The following is a 17219-nucleotide window of genomic DNA, read 5'->3' on the forward strand; positions in this document are numbered from 1 at the left end:
CCAAAGGGCCGCAGACGGGAAACGGGAGAGAGCGGTGTTCCGGAAGGCGGTTCGGTTACGGCGACACGATGCTGGCGGTATCGCCCTCCTGTCCGATCAGGGCGGCGTTGGCCCAGTTGCCACAGACCTGCGCGGGGTGATCACCCTGCGCTCCGAGCGTGCGCAGGCTCAGCCGCTGCAGGCCGCGCACGTCCAGCTCCGGTTTGACCACGCCGGGTGCTTTGACCAGGCCGCTGTCGTACAGCAGCCGACCATCGCCCCAGACCTGGAACTGCATGCCGCCGGCGGTGCGGCACTGATCATCGATACCCAGGTCGGCGCGCAGCAGGCGCCAGCCGCCGCCCAGCTGCAGGTCGATCCGGCTGCTGGCGTTGACGCCCAGGCCGCGGCGGAAATGTAGGCCGTTCATGCGCATCTCCGCCTGCCCACCGAAGGCATGGTCGGCAGCGACGCTGGCCTTCAACGGGGCCGGTAGCGGCAACGCGGACAGGTACAGCTGCTGCGCCGGGCCCTCCGGCTGCGGGTGCTCCAGCACGTGGAACGTGGACAGCACGATCGGACCGACATCTCGCGGCTGCAGCGCATCGACCGCCCGCGCCACGCTGCCCTGCGCCGCGGTCACCATCGGATCGGCACCGCTGGCGCCATCGCCTTCCGGGTTCTGCGTGCTCAGCACGCGGAAGCGCAGCAGGCGGCCGGCGTGGGCGGGGAAGTCGATCTGCTGCATGCCCTGCTGCAGGGTCAGGCGGCCACGCTTGACCGGTTCACCCCACTCGCCGTTGCTGTCGGCCATGTAGATCTCGTAATCGCGGATCTGGCCGTTCTTCCAGTGCTGGTCGTTGCGCGGCGCCAGTTCGATGCCGTCGATCAGCCTGCGTTCGCCGAAGCCGAGCACCCACTCGTGCGCGCCGGTCTTGACCGCCTGGTTGCGCACGGTGCGGAACCACGTGGCCGGATCCTCGTCGAAGGCCTTCTCCATTTCGTAGCCCTGCTCCTCGGCCGGGCGGTTGACCACCAGCAGGCTGTCGGAGGGCAGCGCGCGGCCCAGTTCGGGGGCGGGCGGGAAGGCATCGTCGGCCGGCGCGGCGGCGATCGGCAGATCCAGCTGCAGCGCGAGCGCTTGGCGGATGTCGGTCGGCGCGGTGCGCACGTGCAGGGTGCCGCGGCGCTCGGCCGCATCGAAGTACCAGCCCTCGCCCGCACCCTGCCACGCTGCCTGGTCGGCCAGCATCGGCAGCGCGCGTCCGTCCAGCGTCACCGTGGCCGGGCGCTGGCGGCTGAGCACGCGCAGCGCATAGCGGCGCTGCTGCAGCTGGCCGGCGTACTGGCCCTGCACCGGATCGATGCGCACCTGCACCGGGCCAGTACCCTGCGCCGGTGCCTGCACGGTGATCGCCTGCGTGCTCGATTCGCCCTTCTCATAGCGGCGGGTGGCGCCATCGTCTTCGTACAGCGTGTACTGCGAGGTGCCCTGCGGATACAGATCGAAGGTCACTTCGTCGAGCGGCTTTTCACCGTCATAGAGCATCGCCGGGTACATCGGGATGATCGCCCCGGCACGCACGAACACCGGGATCGTGGCCAGGTCGACCGGACGATCCAGCGCGCGGCCCTCGGCACCGGCCTGCAGCTGGCGGCCGTCCCAGTAATCGATCCAGCGGCCCTGCGGCAGGTGGATGTCGCGGCGCCAGCCACGGCTCGCGGCCTGGCTGCGGTACACCGGCGCGATCAGCAGCTCGCGACCGAGCAGGAACTGGTACTTGTACGCTTCGGTATACGCCTGCGGATCCTGCGGGTAATCCCACATCAGCGCGCGCAGCAGCGGGGCACCGGTGGTCGCCGCGTCATGCGCCAGCCCGTACATGTACGGGGTCATGCGCATTTTCAGCTTGAGGTAGTCGCGGTTGACGCTGCGGTAGGGCTCATCGAACCACCACGGGTGCTTGCGCGCATTGCCGGACCAGCCGGACATGCCCATCAGCACGGGCGTGAAGCTCTTCCACTGCAGATCGCGGGTGAACGTCTCGGCGCTGCCACCGAAGATCGCATCGACGTCACCACTGGCATAGGCCATGCCGGACAGGCCGGAGCCGATCAGGGTCGGGATGTGCCAGCGGATGTAGTCCCAGCTGCTGCTCTGGTCGCCGGTCCAGGCCACCGCGTAGCGCTGGATGCCGCCCCAGCCCATCACCGTCCACAGGAACGGGCGCGAGTCGGCGTTGTGCAGGATGCCGTTGAACGCGGACTGGTTGGCATCCATCGCGAACTGGTAGCCCTTGCCGGTCCAGGCCACGTCCAGCTTCTGCACGCGGCTGCCGGCGGTGCCCACTTCCCAGGCGATCTTGTCGACGCCGTTCTCGGTCCACAGGCCGGTCTTGAAGCCGTACTTCGCCAGGCCCTGCACGGTCTCGGGCAGCTTCTTGTAGCCGCAACCGTAGCCGTCGTTGGGCAGAATCCAGCCGCCGGGCATGTCATGCGAGCGGTACTGCTTGGCGACGCTGTCGACCACGTCCGGCGTGGTGCCGGTCGGGCCGTCGCTCCAGCCGTCGGGCACGCTGCCGGGCTTCTTGATGTTGTCGCCATCGTTGTAGCAGTCGGCGTCGCCATAGGAGAACGCCCAGCGCGGCAGCAGGCCGGCGCGGCCGGTCAGCGTGGTGTAGCGGTCCAGCAGGGTATGCAGGCTCGGCCCGACGAAATAGTAGGCATCGAAACGGTCTTCGCGATGCAGCAGCGTGGCCTGGTCGGCCTGGCGCAGATCGTAGGTGCCATCGCTCCAGGTGTTGCGCAGCATGCCCCAGCCGCGCGAGCTCAGCAGCATCGGCGCGGGGTTGGGCCGATCGCCCTCTTCCCAGCCGCCGGAGTACGACACCTCCAGCTCGCGGCCCTTGAATTCGAAGCGGCCGTTCTGCTGGCCACCGCCGTAGAAGTGTTCACCGGCCTCGCTGGAAAGCACCTGCACGCTCTGGTCCTTGTCCAGGTCCAGCGGCTGCAGTTCGCGCCACAGGGCGACATCACGTTCGCCCTCGCGGCGATCCAGCGACAGGCGCAGCGGCTGGCGCTGGATATGCAGGACCAGCGCATCGGTGCGGATGCGCACCTCGTTGGCGTCTTCTTCCCGTTGGAAGGCGACCTTCGTCGCCGGCTGCGGCAGGACGATGGGTGCGGCCTTGTCGCCGGCAGCGGTCAGCGTGCCGTTGCGGCCGGCCTGCACGCGCAGGACGTCCTCGCGCAGCAGCTCCACGCGCAGGGTGGCGCCGGTATCGCTGCTGAGCGTCCAGCCGGCGGTGCCGTCTTTGCCCGGGGTCGCGCTGATCGCACGCAGGTTGCCCACCGGCGCGGCGCTGGCAGTGCCGGCCAGGGCCACTGCAGCGAGCAGTGCGATCGTCAGACCAGTGCGTCGTAACCGGAAGTCCACCTTGCCCCCAAGCCCGCGGTCAGCGGGAAACTGAAACCAGTGCGGCCGACTCTAGGGCAGGGTCTCGAAAGATGTCAACAAATTGCAAAGAAAAAGGAAGGATATTTTCGTACAAACGAAAGATGCGGCACAGCAACACTTTCCAAACGCCACCTGAATGCGCACTTTGATGTCGCCTGAAACCTTGCTGCGACGCGGCATTCAACAGCGCGGATGAGGATGGTCCATCAGGCAATCGGTAAAAAGTGTGATCGAACTACCTTTTCTTTATCTTTCGATATTTGACATTTCGAAAGAAAACGCAGAAGGTGCGTTCGCCCAACAGGAATTGCGAATGGACGCTTCTCTGCTCCCTAATTTGCCCGCGTGGCAGCGCCTCGGTGGCGCCTATACCGCCGAAGAAATCGCCCAGCAGCCCCGGCTGTGGACGGCGCTGGCCGACCTTCTGGACGACGCGCAGGCGCGCATCGATGCCTTCCTCGGTGACGCCCTGCGCGATCCCGGCCAGCTTGTGATCTTCACCGGCGCCGGCAGCTCGGGCTTCATCGCCGAGATGGTGGCCGACCAGATCAATGCGCAGTGGCCCGCCGAGGTCCGCGCCGTGCATACCACCAGCCTGCTGACCCATCCGGCGATGTACCTGCGCCGCGATCGACCGACCCTGCTGGTGTCGTTCGGGCGCAGCGGCTCCAGCCCGGAGAGCGTGGCAGCGGTGGACCTGGTCCGCGACCAGGTCGACCAGGCGCGCTTCCTGGACATCACCTGCAACGCCGCGGGTGAACTGGCCACGCGTGGCCACGGCCGCAGTGACACCTTGTCGCTGCTGATGCCGCCGGCCAGCTGTGACCGCGCCTTCGCCATGACCAGCAGCCTGAGCTGCATGCTGCTGGCCGCGCTGAGCACGTTCGACCGCGCCCCGTGGGCGCAGCGCCTGGAACGCCTGCATGCGCTGGGCACCCACGGCGCGCGTGCGCTGGACGCCTGGGACGCCGCAGTCGCTGCCCTGGCCCAGGCGCCGTACGCGCGCGTCATCTATCTCGGCAGCGGTCCGCTGGAAGCCGTTGCGCGCGAGGCCGCGCTGAAGGTGCTCGAACTCACCGCCGGCCGCGTGCTGGCGCTGGCCAACACCCCGCTGGGGTTCCGCCATGGGCCGAAGTCCACCCTCAACGGCGAGACCCTGGTGGTGATGCTGCGCAGCGCACAGCCGCTGGCCCGCCGCTACGAACAGGACCTGTTGAACGAACTGCGCCGCGACGGCATCGCCGGCCGGGTGCTGTCGATCGGGCCCGACGATGCGGACCGCGCCGACGGCGATTTCGTGCTCGATGCGCCCGCGCTGCCCGATCCGTGGCTGGCCCCGCTGTGGCTGCTGGTGCCGCAGTGCTATGCGCTGCAGCGTTCGGCCGCGCTCGGCATGACCCCGGACAATCCCTTCCCCGACGGCACGGTCAACCGTGTGGTGCAGGGCGTGACCATCCATCCGCACGGCTGAGCACGCATGCAGACCTGGTACGGCATCGACATCGGCGGCACCAAGATCGAACTGGTCGCGTGCGACGCGGCGCTGGTGGTGCATCACCGCCAGCGCGTGGCGACACCCACCCGCGACTACGCCGCGTTCCTGCAGGCCATCGTCGATCTGGTCGATGCCGCCGACCGCGCGCTCGGCGAGCGCGGCGTGGCCGTCGGCATCGGCCTGCCCGGCGTGCGTGATCGTGCCAGTGGCCGCCAGCTCAGCGCCAACGTGCCCAGCCTGACCGGCCAGACGGTCGGTGCGGACCTGCAGGCACGCCTGCAGCGCCCGCTGGAACTGGGCAATGACCTGCAGTGTTTCGCCTTGTCCGAAGCGCATGACGGCGCTGCCGCCGGCTACCCGAGCATGTTCGGGGTGATCCTCGGCACCGGCGCGGGCGGTGGCTTCTGCGTGGGCGGCCGGCTGATCGCCGGGCACAACGGCATCGCCGGCGAATGGGGGCACTGGAGCCTCCCCGCCACCCTGCAGCAGCGCCACGATCTGCCGGTGCTGGACTGCGGCTGCGGCCTGCGGGGCTGCCTGGAGCGCTACGTCTCCGGCAGCGGGCTGGCGATGATCCACGAACGCCGCGGTGGCGCGGCCCTGGATGCCGCCGCGGTGGTCGCCCGGGCGCAGGCCGGCGATGCGGTCGCGCAGCAGGCCCTGGCCATCCACCGCGACCTGCTCGGCTACAGCTTTGCCAGCCTGATCCTCGCGCTGGACCCGCACGTGATCGTGCTCGGCGGCGGCCTGTCCAAGCTGGAGCAGCTCTACCGCGACCTGCCGGCCGCGATCGCGCCCTACCTGTTCACCGGCGTGCGCGTCCCCCCGATCCTGCCGCCCACCTTCGGCGATGCCGGCGGTGCGCGTGGCGCCGCCCTGCTCGCACGCCAGCATTTTTCCTCCCCCTGAACACCGTTGTTACTGGAGTTGCCATGTCCGCCGTCCAATCGTTGATCGCCGCCCATCGCCAGGGCCAACCCGTCGGGCTGTACAGCGTCTGCTGCAGCAACGCGCAGGTGCTGCTGGCGGCGATGCAGGTCGCGCAGCGCTACGACACCCTGCTGCTGATCGAGGCGACCTCCAACCAGGTCGATCAGTTCGGCGGTTACACCGGCATGACCCCGCCGCAATATCGCGACTACGTGCTGCAGCTGGCGCGCGATGCCGGCTTCCCGGCCGAGCGGCTGGTGCTCGGCGGCGACCATCTTGGTCCCAACGCCTGGCAGAAGGGTCCGGCGGAAACAGCGATGGCGAACGCGCGCGACCTGATCGCCGCCTACGTCGCCGCCGGTTTCCACAAGATCCACCTGGACTGCAGCATGTCCTGCGCCGATGACCCGACCCCGCTGCCGGACGCCATCGTCGCCGCGCGCTCGGCCGAACTGGCGCGGATCGCCGAACGTACCGCCGCCGAACACGGCTTGCCGCCGCCGGTCTACGTGATCGGCACCGAAGTGCCGATCCCCGGCGGTGAGGCTTCGCTGGCCGGTGGCCTGCAGGTCACCACGCCGGCCGCGGCCGCGACCACGCTGGACATCCACCGCGAAGCGTTCTCCGCCCCGGACCTGCTGCCGGCGTGGGAGCGCGTGATCGCGATGGTGGTGCAGCCCGGCGTGGATTTCGACCACAGCAGCGTGCACTACTACGACCCTGCCGCCGCCGCGGACCTCTCGGCCTTCGTCGAACGGCAGCCGCGCATCGTGTTCGAAGCACACTCCACCGACTACCAGACCGAGGCCGGCCTGCACGCGCTGGTCAGCGATCACTTCGCGATCCTGAAAGTGGGCCCGGCGGCCACCTACGCCTTCCGCGAAGCCGTGTTCGCATTGGCGATGATCGAGCGCGAACTGCTGCCGGCAGCGTCGCAGCGCTCGAACCTGATCGAGGTGCTGGACCGCTGCATGGTCGATAAGCCGGGCAGCTGGCGCAGCTACTACCAGGGCGACGAACACGCGCTGCGCCTGCTGCGCGCCTATTCGCTCAGTGACCGCAGCCGCTACTACTGGGGCGAGCCGGCGGTGCAGGCCGCGCTGGACACGCTGGTCGCCAACCTCACCGCGCAGGTGCCGCCGCAGATGCTGCTCAGCCAGTTCATGCCCGAACAGCTCAAGGCGATCGAAGCCGGTGAACTGCAGCCCGCACCGCTGGCGCTGATCCAGCACAAGGTCGCGTTGCGCCTGGCCGAATACGCACGGGCCTGCAATCGCAACCTCTCGGGCACGCATAACGAAACCCGGCAGGCCAAGGAGCTTTCGGAACGGTAAGCTTCGGCTTTCCCTTTCGAACGGAATCGCCCCCATGCGGAACACCCGGCAGCGTCGCCAGCAGATCCTCCAGACCCTGGTCGAGCACGGCAACGTGCAGGTCAGCGAGCTGGTGACGCGTTTTTCGGTCTCGGCGGTCACGATCCGTGCCGACCTCACCCACATTGAATCGCAGGGGCTGGCCACCCGTACCCACGGGGGCGCCACGCTGGTACGCACGCCGCCGCAGGAACAGGACATCCACGAGAAGGATGCGCTGAACCTGCCGATGAAGGACCGGATCGGTATCGAGGCGGCCAAGCTGGTCAAGGCCGGCGACAACATCATCATCGACTCGGGCTCGACCACGATGACGCTGGCGCGGCACCTGCGCGGGCATCGCGACGTCACGGTGATGACCAATGGCCTGAACATCGCCTGGGAGCTGGCCAATGCGCCCGGCGTGGAACTGCTGCTCACCGGCGGGCTGCTGCGCAAGCAGTCGCTGTCGCTGCACGGCAGCCAGGCCGAGGCAAGCCTCAACACCTACAGCTTCGACACCCTGTTCCTGGGCGTCGATGGCCTGGACCTGCAGTTCGGCCTCACTACCCACCACGAGGCCGAAGCCAGCCTCAACCACCGCATGGTCGAGCGCGCACGCCGCATCGTGGTGCTCACCGACGCGTCCAAGTTCGGCCGGGTCAGCCTGCACCGCATCGCGCGGCTGGACCAGGTCCACACCATCATCACCGACGCCAGCATCGAGGCCGAGTACCTGGAAGGGCTGCAGCGGCTGGGCGTCGAAGTGATCATCGCCGAGTCCCCGCCTTGACCGAGTCCCGCTCCCTGCACGGCCGCCTGCTCACCGACACCGGTTGGGTCCGCGGCGACATCCACTTCGACCATCGCATCACCGCCATCGATACCGCACACGCCGATCCGCGCGGCGACGATGAGGTCCCGCTGATCCTGCCCGGCTTCATCGACCTGCATGTGCATGGCGGCGCCGGGGTGGACATCATGCAGGGCGGCACGACCGCGCAGACCGTGGCGCGCGCGCATGCCCGGCACGGCACCACCGCGCTGCTGGGCACCACCATGACCGCGCAGGAGGACGACATCAGCCGCGCGCTTGAAGGCCTGTCCGCTGCGATCGCCACGCGCGAACCCGGCATGGCGCGCGTGCTCGGCGTACACCTGGAAGGCCCCTTCATCAGTGCCGAGCGTCTGGGCGCACAGCCCCCGCTGGTGGTCGAGGCCACCTTGGCCGACGTGCAGCGCCTGCATGCGATCGCACCGATCAAGGTGCTGACCCTCGCCCCGGAGATCGGCCAGCACCTGGCGCTGATTCCCGCGCTGAGCGCCCTCGGCATCCGCGTGCAGCTCGGCCACAGCGCCGGCAGCTACGAAGACGGCGTTGCTGCACTGAAGGCAGGCGCGGCCGGCTTCACCCATCTGTTCAACGGCATGACCGGCGTGGACCACTACCACCCGGGCATCGCGACCGCCGCGCTCGCGCATGCCGAGTACGCCGAGCTCATCCCCGATCTGCAGCACGTGCATCCCGGCGCGATCCGCACCGCCCTGCGCGCGATCCCGCGCCTGTACTGCGTCACCGATGCGACCGCCGCTACCGGCATGCCCGATGGCGAGTACGCGCTGGGCGTGCAGCGCGTGCACAAATGCCTGGGCTGCGTGCGGCTGTCGAGCGGCTCGCTGGCCGGCAGTGCGCTGACCATGGACCAGGCGCTGCGCAACCTGGTCTCGCTCGGCCTGGACATCGCCGACGCCTCGCACCGGCTCTCGCGCTATCCGGCCGACTACCTCGGGATCGACGACCGCGGCCGCCTCGCGACCGGTGCCTGGGCGGACCTGGTGGTGCTCGACCACGACCTGCGCGTGCGCGGCGTGGTGGTGGAAGGCGACGACATCGCGCTCGACTGAGCGTTGACTCCCGCGCCGCCACGGCGCACGCAGTTGCAGACAGGACCGGCATGATGAACGACGTTTCCGCAGCCCTTCCCGTGCACGCCGGCGCCTCCGCGCCGCGCTGGCCGGTACGCTATCTGTTGTTCATCGGCGGCATGGGTGGGCTGCTCTACGGCATCGACATCGGCATCATCGCCGGTGCCCTGCCCTACCTGGAGGCCACCGCGACCGCGAGCTGGCACCTGACCAGCCAGCAGCTGGGCTTCGTGGTCGCCGCCGTGCTGCTCGGCAGCGTGTTGTCCTCGCTGTTCGCCGGCATGGTCGCCGACCTGATCGGGCGTCGCGGCGCGATGCTGCTGGCTGGCGTGCTGTTCACTGCCAGCATCCCGGTGATGGCGCTGTCCGATGGCTATGGCGCGCTGTTGATGGGGCGGCTGCTGCAGGGCATCAGCGGCGGCCTGATCGGCGTGGTGGTGCCGCTGTACCTCGCCGAAGTCCTCAGCCCGGAACGGCGCGGTCGCGGCGCCGCGATGTTCCAGTTGCTGCTCACCATCGGCCTGGTACTGGCCGCCGTGATCGGGCTGTACCACGCCCATGCGGTGGATGCGGCGACCGCCGCGGTGCGCCATCTGCCCGGTGCCGAACAGCAGCGCCTGCTGTTCGACGTCAAGGACCATGCCTGGCGCACGATCTTCTGGAGCTGCCTGCTGCCCGGCCTGGTGTTCACCGGGGGCGTGCTGCTGATCAGTGAATCACCGCGCTGGCTGGTGCGCCGTGGCCGCATCGACAAGGCGCGCAGCGCGCTGCAGCGCACGGTCGCCGCGGCCGACGTCGAGCCGACCCTGCAGCGCATGCAGGCGCCGGAAGAACGCCAGATCGGCCGCAACGGCAAACGCGATCCACTGCTCAGCCGCCGCTACGTGTGGCCCTTCGTGCTGGCCTGCCTGGTGCTGGCGTTCACCCAGGCCACCGGCATCAACTCGGTGCTGGCCTACGCGGTCAACATCCTCAACCAGGCCGGCCTGCCCGGCTCGGTGGCCAATGGTGCGGATGTGGCGATCAAGCTGCTCAACGCGGTGATGACCGTGGTGGCGCTGGTGCTGGTGGACCGCAAGGGCCGCAAGTTCCTGCTGATGCTGGGCAGTGGCGGCATCACGCTGTCGCTGCTGGCGGCCGCCCTGCTGTTCGTGCAGAGCGAACGCGGGCGGCTGGATGTGCAGGCCACGCTGCAGCAGCAGGTGAGCGGCACCACCCTGTCGCTGCCGCTGGATGCCGCGCAATGGCAGCGGCTGGACGGCACTGCCGGCACCGCGCCGCAACAGCTGACCGTGTCCTATGCCTACGGCGGCTTCAGCAATGTGCGCTCGCTGCGCAGCGACAACCCGATCGATGCCACCCTGCAGATCCGCCGCGAGGACGCGGTCTCGGCCGACAGCGTGATCGGCCGCTTCTTCCGTACCCTGCACCTCAACCCGTTCCCGGATCCCGCGCAGGCCGCCAGCGCACCGCTGGTGATCGAACGCGCGGTGATCGGCCCGGTGCCCTCGCCCACGCACGGCTGGCTGGTCGCCGGCTGCATCCTGCTGTTCGTCGCGTTCTTCGCGGTCGGCCCCGGCGTGTGCGTGTGGCTGGCGCTGTCCGAGCTGATGCCGACCCGCATCCGCTCCAACGGCATGAGCATCGCGCTGCTGATCAACCAGTTCGTCTCCACGGCGATCGCGGCGATCTTCCTGCCCACGGTCGGTCACTACGGCTACGCCAGCATGTTCTTCTTCTGGGCCGGCTGCACGCTGCTGTACTTCCTGATCGCCGCGTTCTGGCTGCCGGAGACCAAGGGCAAGTCGCTGGAGCAGATCGAGGCGAACTTCCGCTGAGCGGCAGCTGCCCTGCCCGACGGGATCAGGGCGCCTTGCCGGTGATCTCGGTGAACAGCCGGTGCGCTTCGTCGCTGCCATCCAGTCCGGTCACCTGCATGGACTGCGCGAAGGGACCGGCGATGACGGCGACATTGAGGACCTGGTCGCCGATGGTGAACGCCACCCGCTTGCCCACGCGTGCTTCGGTCGCGGCAAGAATGCGCGGTGCGGCTGCATCGGTGAAGCGCAGGACAAGGGTGTCCTGTCCGTTGTGTCCATCGGTGCCGACGGCAACCGAGGCGATGTCGGCCGTCGTGACGAAGGCGGGCTCGATCAACGAGAGCGTGTTGCCGTCGCGGTCCTTGAGCGTCGTGGCGCCGGGGCGTTTGGCATCCTCGGCCACCTCACGCATCTGGATGCGTGCCTGCGCCAGCGGTGAGACGCCCGCCGGCGCGTCTGCCGCCGCCGGAGGCGGGGATGTCTGCGTGCAGGCGCTCAGGCCGGACCCCAGCAACATCGTCATGATCAACAGGGAACTTCGCATGCGTGTCTCTCCATGAGGGGATGACAGCAGTATCGCTGCTGCGTGGGCGCAGCGGGTGGCGAAGACGCCGTACAACTGCGCTCACGGCACGCGCGCACAGACCCAGACCTGCATCGGCCCGGCGCCGGCGTACTGCAACGCACGCAGCGCGGCATCGGTGGTTGCCCCGGTGGTCATCACATCGTCGACCACGGTCAGCCCGGCGGGCGGATGCCCCCGTACCGCGAACGCATCGCGCAGGTTGCAGCGGCGGGCATCGGCATCCAGATTCGACTGCGCGGCCGTTTCGCGGGTCCGTTGCAGCCCCTGCCAGAGCGGGCAGCACAGCCCGCGCGCCAGCGGCCGGGTCAATTCCAGCGCCTGGTTGTAGCCGCGCTGGCGCAGCCGCCGGCGATGCAGCGGCATCGGCTGCAGCGGCCCGGCCAGGAACGGCGGCACGCGCTGCAGCATCAGCTGCGACAGCAATCGGCCGGCGGCCAGGTCCTGGTGGAACTTGAAGCGGATCAGCAGGTGGTCGATCGGCGCCGCATACAGGAACGCCGCGCTGGCGGCGGCCTGGCGGGGATGCTCGTCGATGCAACGCCCGCAGTGGTCGTCTGTTTCATCGGCGCGGTCGGCCGCCGCCAAGGGCAGCGCGCAGCGGCGGCAGGCATGGTCGTTCCAGGGCAACGTTCGATGGCAGGCGCGGCACAGGTCCATTCCATCCTCGCCCGGGCACTCGCAGACCAGGCAGCGCAGCGGCAGGATCTGCCAGCGCAGCCACCCGAAGGCTCCGTAAACTTTTGAAATTATCATATGGTTGACAGATGGCGACCTCCTCACCAGACTGCCGCCCTTTCGTTCCCCTATCTGTCAGGACATCCCCATGGCTTCTGTCATCCGACACGACTGGCACCACGAGGAGCTGCTGGCGCTGTTCGCACTGCCGTTCCCGGCGCTGCTGCACCGCGCGGCCAGCGTGCACCGCGAGCAGTTTGATCCGGCGGAAGTGCAGGTCTCGACCCTGCTCTCGGTCAAGACCGGCGGCTGTCCGGAAGACTGCGCCTACTGCCCGCAGGCACAGCGCTACAGCACCGGCGTGGACGCGCAGAAGCTGATGGCCACCGACGATGTGGTCGCCAGGGCGCGCCAGGCCAAGGCCGCCGGCGCCTCGCGGTTCTGCATGGGCGCGGCCTGGCGCTCGCCGAAAGACCGCGACATCCCCAAGGTGGCGGCGATGATCCGCGAGGTGAAGGCGCTCGGCCTGGAAACCTGCGCCACGCTGGGCATGCTCAGCGGCGCGCAGGCCACCGCCCTGCGCGAGGCCGGGCTGGACTACTACAACCACAACCTGGACACCGCACCGGACTACTACGACTCGATCATCCACACGCGCCAGTACCAGGACCGACTGGACACGCTGGCGCACGTGCGCGATGCCGGGCTGAAGACCTGCTGCGGGGGCATCGTCGGCATGGGGGAGACGCGCGAACACCGCGCCGGCCTGCTGCTGGCGCTGGCCACCCTGCCCGCCCACCCGGACTCGGTGCCGATCAACCGCCTGGTGCAGGTCGCCGGCACCCCCCTGCACGGCACCGCCGCGCTGGACCCGTTCGAGTTCGTGCGGATGATCGCGGTGGCCCGCATCGTGATGCCGCGTTCGATGGTGCGGCTTTCGGCCGGGCGCGAGGCGATGAGCGACGAGCTTCAGGCGCTGTGCTTCCTGGCCGGGGCCAACTCCATCTTCCATGGCGAAAAGCTGCTGACCACCGGCAACCCGGACACCGAGCGCGACCTGGCCCTGTTCGAACGGCTGGGGCTGCGCCCGATGGCGATCAGCGTGGACGCGGTGGGGCACGATCACCCGGCCACGGTCCACGCCGACATCACCGCTGGCGGCGGCTGTGGGCGGGCGGCCTGAGCCCCGAGCAGCGGGCCCGGCAACCGGGTACGCTAGCGGCCCACCCGGACCCCCTGACGACCATGGCCCGTCCTGACCTGCACGACCGCATCCAGGCCCAGCGCAAGCTCCGCGACGCGCAGGGGCGCCTGCGTGTCCGCCGCGTGGTGAGCCGGCGCGATGGCGTGCAGCTGGAAGTGGACGGCCAATGGCTGACCAACTTCTGCAGCAATGACTACCTGGGTCTGTCGCAGCAGTTCGGGGTGGTCAGCGCACTGCAGGATGCCGCCGCGCGCGAAGGCGCCGGCGCGACCGCCTCGCACCTGATCTGCGGCCACCATGCGCTGCATGAAGCGCTCGAACAGGAAATGGCCGACTGGCTCGGCTATCCGCGCGCACTGCTGTTCGGCAGCGGCTTTGCCGCCAACCTGGCCGTGCAGCAGGCGCTGCTCGGCGAAGAAGACGATGTCTGCGTGCAGGACCGGCTCAACCACGCCAGCCTGCTCGATGCCTCGCGCCTGGCCGGTTGCCGACTGCGGCGCTATCCGCACCTGGATACCGAAGGCGCGCTGCGCCAACTCAAGCACGCGCCCAACGGCGCGGCGATGCTGGCCACCGACGGTGTCTTCAGCATGGATGGCGACATCGCCCCGCTGCGCTCGCTGTCGCTGGTGGCGCGCATGCAGGAAGCGCTGCTGTACGTCGATGACGCGCACGGTATCGGCGTGGTCGGCGAACACGGCCGCGGCTGCGTGGCCGATGCAGGTTTGGGCGTCGACGATGTGCCGCTGCAGCTGGCCACGCTCGGCAAGGCACTCGGCGGCAGTGGCGCGGTCGTGCTCGGCGACGAGGCGATGATCCAGCACTTGGCCGAAACCGCGCGGCCCTACATCTACACCACCGCCGTGCCGCCGGCCCAGGCCGCCGCTGCACTGGCCGCCGTGAAGCTGGCGCGCCGCGACGACTGGCGCCGCGAGAAGCTCACCGAGTTGATCGGCCTCTTCCGCGCCGGTGCCCGCCAGCACGGCCTGGAACTGATGCCGTCCGATACGCCGATCCAACCGCTGCTGTGCGGCGCCGAGTCGACGGTGATGGCGATGTCGGCCACGCTGGAGGCGGCGGGTTTCCTGGTCAGCGCGATCCGTCCGCCGACCGTGCCCGAGGGCAAGGCGCGCCTGCGCGTCACGCTGTCCGCACTGCATGCGCCGGCGCAGGTGCGCGCGCTGGTCGATGCGATCGCGCACGCCCGCGATACCGTGGGCCAGCAGCACGCGTTGAATGCCCTGACCGCGTGACGCCACAGAGTTGAGCATGCATATCGATGTCATCGGCCGGGGCCCGGCGCTGGTCCTGATCCATGGCTGGGCCCTGCATGGCGGCGTGTTCGCGCCGCTGGTGGAGCGGCTGTCGCCGCATCTCCAGCTGCACCTGGTCGATCTGCCCGGCCATGGTGCCAGCCGCGACGACACCACCCCGTTGCGCCTGCCGCATGTGGTCAACGCCATCGCCGCGGCCACGCCGCCGGCAGTCTGGTGCGGCTGGTCGCTCGGCGGCCTGTTCGCCCTGCATGCCGCCGCGACACTGCCGCAGGTGCGCGCCCTGGCGATGATCGCCGCCACCCCGCGATTCGTGCGCGGCGACGATTGGCCGCATGCGGTCGAGCCGGCGGTGTTCGGCCAGTTCGGCCAGGACCTCGCGCGGGACTATCGCGGCACGCTGGAGCGCTTCCTCGCGTTGGACGCGATGGGGTCCGAACACGCCCGCCAGGAACTGCGCACGCTGCGCGAGATGCTGGTCGCGCGCGGAGAACCGGCCCCCCGTGCGCTGCAGGAAGGCCTGCGACTGCTGGAGAACACCGATCTCCGCGGCGCCCTGGCCCCGCTGGGCAAACCCAGCCTGTGGCTGGCCGGCCAGCGCGACCGGCTGGTCTCGGCGCGGGCCATGCAGGCGGCCGGCGCGCTGGCCCCCGCCGCGCAGGTCCATGTGGTCGCCCACGGCGGGCATGCCCCGTTCCTCGGCCATGCCGACGAGGTCGCCGCGCGGCTGCAACACTTTGTTGCCGCACAGTCTTGACCTCTCCCGGCCACGCATCGCCGATCATGTACGCCTGCCTCTCGCCACAGGACTGACCCATGGATCTTGGAATCGCCGGCCGCTGGGCCCTGGTCTGCGCCGCCAGCAAAGGCCTCGGGCTGGGCTGTGCGCGTGCGCTGGCCCGCGAAGGCGTCAACGTGGTGATTGCCGCGCGCGGTGAAGCGGCGCTGGATCGCGCCGTGCTCGAGCTGCAGGCCCTGCCGGGCGCCCGCAGGGTGATCGGCGTGGTCGCCGACATCACCACGCCGGAGGGCCGCGCCGCGGCGCTGGCCGCCTGCCCGCAGGTCGACATCCTGGTCAACAACGCGGGGGGACCACCGGCGGGCGATTTCCGCCAGTTCAGCCGCGACGACTGGATCGCCGCACTGGATGCCAACATGCTGGCCCCGATCGAGCTGATCCGCGCCACCGTGGACGGCATGATCGAGCGCGGCTTCGGCCGCGTGGTCAACATCACCTCGTCCTCGGTGAAGGCGCCGATCGACATCCTCGGGCTGTCCAACGGCGCACGCTCCGGGCTGACCGGCTTCGTGGCCGGGCTGGCACGCAGGACCGTTGCCCACAACGTCACCCTCAACAATCTGCTGCCGGGCCAGTTCGATACCGACCGCCTGCGCGGCAACTTCGCCTATCTGGCGCAGCAGCAGGGCATCGATGCCGGCCAGCTCGCCGAACGCAAGCGCACCCACATCCCGGCCGGCCGCTTCGGCACCGCCGATGAGTTCGGCGCCGCCTGCGCGTTCCTGTGCAGTGCGCAGGCCGGCTACATCACCGGGCAGAACCTGCTGATCGATGGCGGCGCCTACCCGGGCACCTTCTGATTCCACCCGCACCATCGTTTTGAGCCGTGAGTACCCCATGACGTCCAGCTTCGATCCCCATCACGTCCGCCGCGCCTTCTCGCGTGCCGCCAGCAGTTACGACGCCGCCGCGGCGCTGCAGCGCGAGGTGGAAAAGCGCCTCCTCGAATCGCTGGACTACCTGGAAAACCGCCAGCCGCAGGTGGTGCTCGATGTCGGCAGCGGCACCGGCCACGCCAGCGCCGTGATGAAGAAGCGCTGGCCGAAGGCGCAGGTGATCGCGCTCGACCTGGCCCAGCCGATGCTGCGCGAGGCGAAGAAGCAGGCCGGCTGGTGGAAGCCGTTCTCGCGCGTATGCGGCGATGCGCAGGCGTTGCCGGTGCTGGACCAGAGCGTGGATGTGATCTTCAGCAACCTGTGCCTGCAGTGGGTGGAGGATCTGCCGGCGGTGTTCGCCGGGTTCCGCCGCGCGCTCAAGCCCGGGGGCCTGCTGCTGGTCTCCACGTTCGGGCCGGAAACCCTGATCGAACTGCGCGATGCGTTTGCCGCCGCCGACGACGTGCCGCATGTCAGCCGCTTCGCCCCGATCGCGCAGTTCGGCGATGCGCTGATGATGTCCGGCTTCCGCGATCCGGTGCTGGACCGCGACCTGTTCACCCTGACCTACGACGACCTGACCGCGCTGATGCGCGAGCTGCAGGCGATCGGCGCCACCAACGCGCGCCAGGACCGCCGCCACACCCTGACCGGGCGCGGGCGCTTCGATGCCGCGCGGGCAGCGTACGAGCCGCTGCGCCGCGAGGATGGCAAGCTGCCCAGCAGCTGGGAAGTGATCTACGCCCATGCCTGGGCACCGGAGGGCGGCGCGCCGATCCGCGAGCGCGGCCACGATGTCGCCACCGTGCCGATCTCGGCGATTCCGATCCGTCGGCGGACGACGTGA

The 17219-nt window shown here is 69.5% G+C and carries 14 protein-coding genes; 11 read left to right on the plus strand and 3 right to left on the minus strand.

Annotated elements, in window-relative coordinates:
• Nucleotides 1-55 precede the first annotated feature (55 nt).
• Entirely contained in the window at nt 56-3415 is a 3360-nt protein-coding gene (locus ABE424_RS15915) for a TIM-barrel domain-containing protein (RefSeq protein ID WP_346490587.1), read from the minus strand.
• 334 nt (nt 3416-3749) lie between these two features.
• Between ABE424_RS15915 and ABE424_RS15920 the strand changes: the two genes are divergently transcribed.
• Genes ABE424_RS15920 through ABE424_RS15945 form a run of 6 tightly spaced genes read left to right on the plus strand, consistent with a single transcriptional unit; the run spans nt 3750 to nt 10977 of the window.
• On the plus strand, nt 3750-4907 hold the full coding sequence (locus tag ABE424_RS15920) for an SIS domain-containing protein (protein WP_346490586.1): 1158 nt from the start codon (nt 3750-3752) through the stop codon (nt 4905-4907).
• 6 nt (nt 4908-4913) lie between these two features.
• On the plus strand, nt 4914-5840 hold the full coding sequence (locus tag ABE424_RS15925) for an ROK family protein (RefSeq protein WP_346490585.1): 927 nt from the start codon (nt 4914-4916) through the stop codon (nt 5838-5840).
• A 23-nt stretch (nt 5841-5863) separates the two neighbouring features.
• The gene (locus ABE424_RS15930; RefSeq protein ID WP_346490584.1) at nt 5864-7195 is read left to right on the plus strand and encodes a D-tagatose-bisphosphate aldolase, class II, non-catalytic subunit; all 1332 of its coding nucleotides are present in this window, start codon (nt 5864-5866) and stop codon (nt 7193-7195) included.
• A 34-nt stretch (nt 7196-7229) separates the two neighbouring features.
• Nucleotides 7230-8006 carry a DeoR family transcriptional regulator gene (locus tag ABE424_RS15935; RefSeq protein WP_176987900.1) on the plus strand — a complete coding sequence of 259 codons (777 nt, stop codon included), beginning with the start codon at nt 7230-7232 and terminating at the stop codon, nt 8004-8006.
• A complete protein-coding gene (gene nagA / locus ABE424_RS15940) occupies nt 8003-9118 on the plus strand; it encodes an N-acetylglucosamine-6-phosphate deacetylase (protein WP_346490583.1) in 1116 nt (371 codons plus the stop codon). Before ABE424_RS15935 ends, nagA begins: the two co-directional genes overlap by 4 nt.
• 53 nt (nt 9119-9171) lie before the next feature.
• Nucleotides 9172-10977 carry an MFS transporter gene (locus ABE424_RS15945; protein ID WP_346490582.1) on the plus strand — a complete coding sequence of 602 codons (1806 nt, stop codon included), beginning with the start codon at nt 9172-9174 and terminating at the stop codon, nt 10975-10977.
• 25 nt (nt 10978-11002) lie between these two features.
• Here ABE424_RS15945 and ABE424_RS15950 read toward each other — a convergent pair whose 3' ends face one another.
• On the minus strand, nt 11003-11503 hold the full coding sequence (locus ABE424_RS15950; protein WP_346490581.1) for a hypothetical protein: 501 nt from the start codon (nt 11501-11503) through the stop codon (nt 11003-11005).
• An 81-nt stretch (nt 11504-11584) separates the two neighbouring features.
• On the minus strand, nt 11585-12298 hold the full coding sequence (locus ABE424_RS15955; RefSeq protein WP_346490580.1) for a ComF family protein: 714 nt from the start codon (nt 12296-12298) through the stop codon (nt 11585-11587).
• Nucleotides 12299-12368: 70 nt separating this feature from the next.
• Between ABE424_RS15955 and bioB the strand changes: the two genes are divergently transcribed.
• The 5 genes from bioB to bioC all read left to right on the plus strand — a co-directional run bounded on the left by bioB (nt 12369) and on the right by bioC (nt 17219).
• The gene (bioB, locus tag ABE424_RS15960) at nt 12369-13403 is read left to right on the plus strand and encodes a biotin synthase BioB (RefSeq protein ID WP_346490579.1); all 1035 of its coding nucleotides are present in this window, start codon (nt 12369-12371) and stop codon (nt 13401-13403) included.
• A gap of 62 nt (nt 13404-13465) precedes the next feature.
• Entirely contained in the window at nt 13466-14677 is a 1212-nt protein-coding gene (bioF, locus tag ABE424_RS15965; RefSeq protein ID WP_176987894.1) for an 8-amino-7-oxononanoate synthase, read from the plus strand.
• A gap of 16 nt (nt 14678-14693) precedes the next feature.
• Entirely contained in the window at nt 14694-15455 is a 762-nt protein-coding gene (gene bioH, locus ABE424_RS15970; RefSeq protein ID WP_346490578.1) for a pimeloyl-ACP methyl ester esterase BioH, read from the plus strand.
• A gap of 59 nt (nt 15456-15514) precedes the next feature.
• Nucleotides 15515-16297 carry an SDR family oxidoreductase gene (locus tag ABE424_RS15975; RefSeq protein ID WP_346490577.1) on the plus strand — a complete coding sequence of 261 codons (783 nt, stop codon included), beginning with the start codon at nt 15515-15517 and terminating at the stop codon, nt 16295-16297.
• Between the two features lie 37 nt (nt 16298-16334).
• On the plus strand, nt 16335-17219 hold the full coding sequence (gene bioC / locus ABE424_RS15980) for a malonyl-ACP O-methyltransferase BioC (protein ID WP_179459781.1): 885 nt from the start codon (nt 16335-16337) through the stop codon (nt 17217-17219).

Source organism: Stenotrophomonas sp. TWI1149 (assembly GCF_039673155.1).
Taxonomy (GTDB): domain Bacteria; phylum Pseudomonadota; class Gammaproteobacteria; order Xanthomonadales; family Xanthomonadaceae; genus Stenotrophomonas; species Stenotrophomonas maltophilia_AA.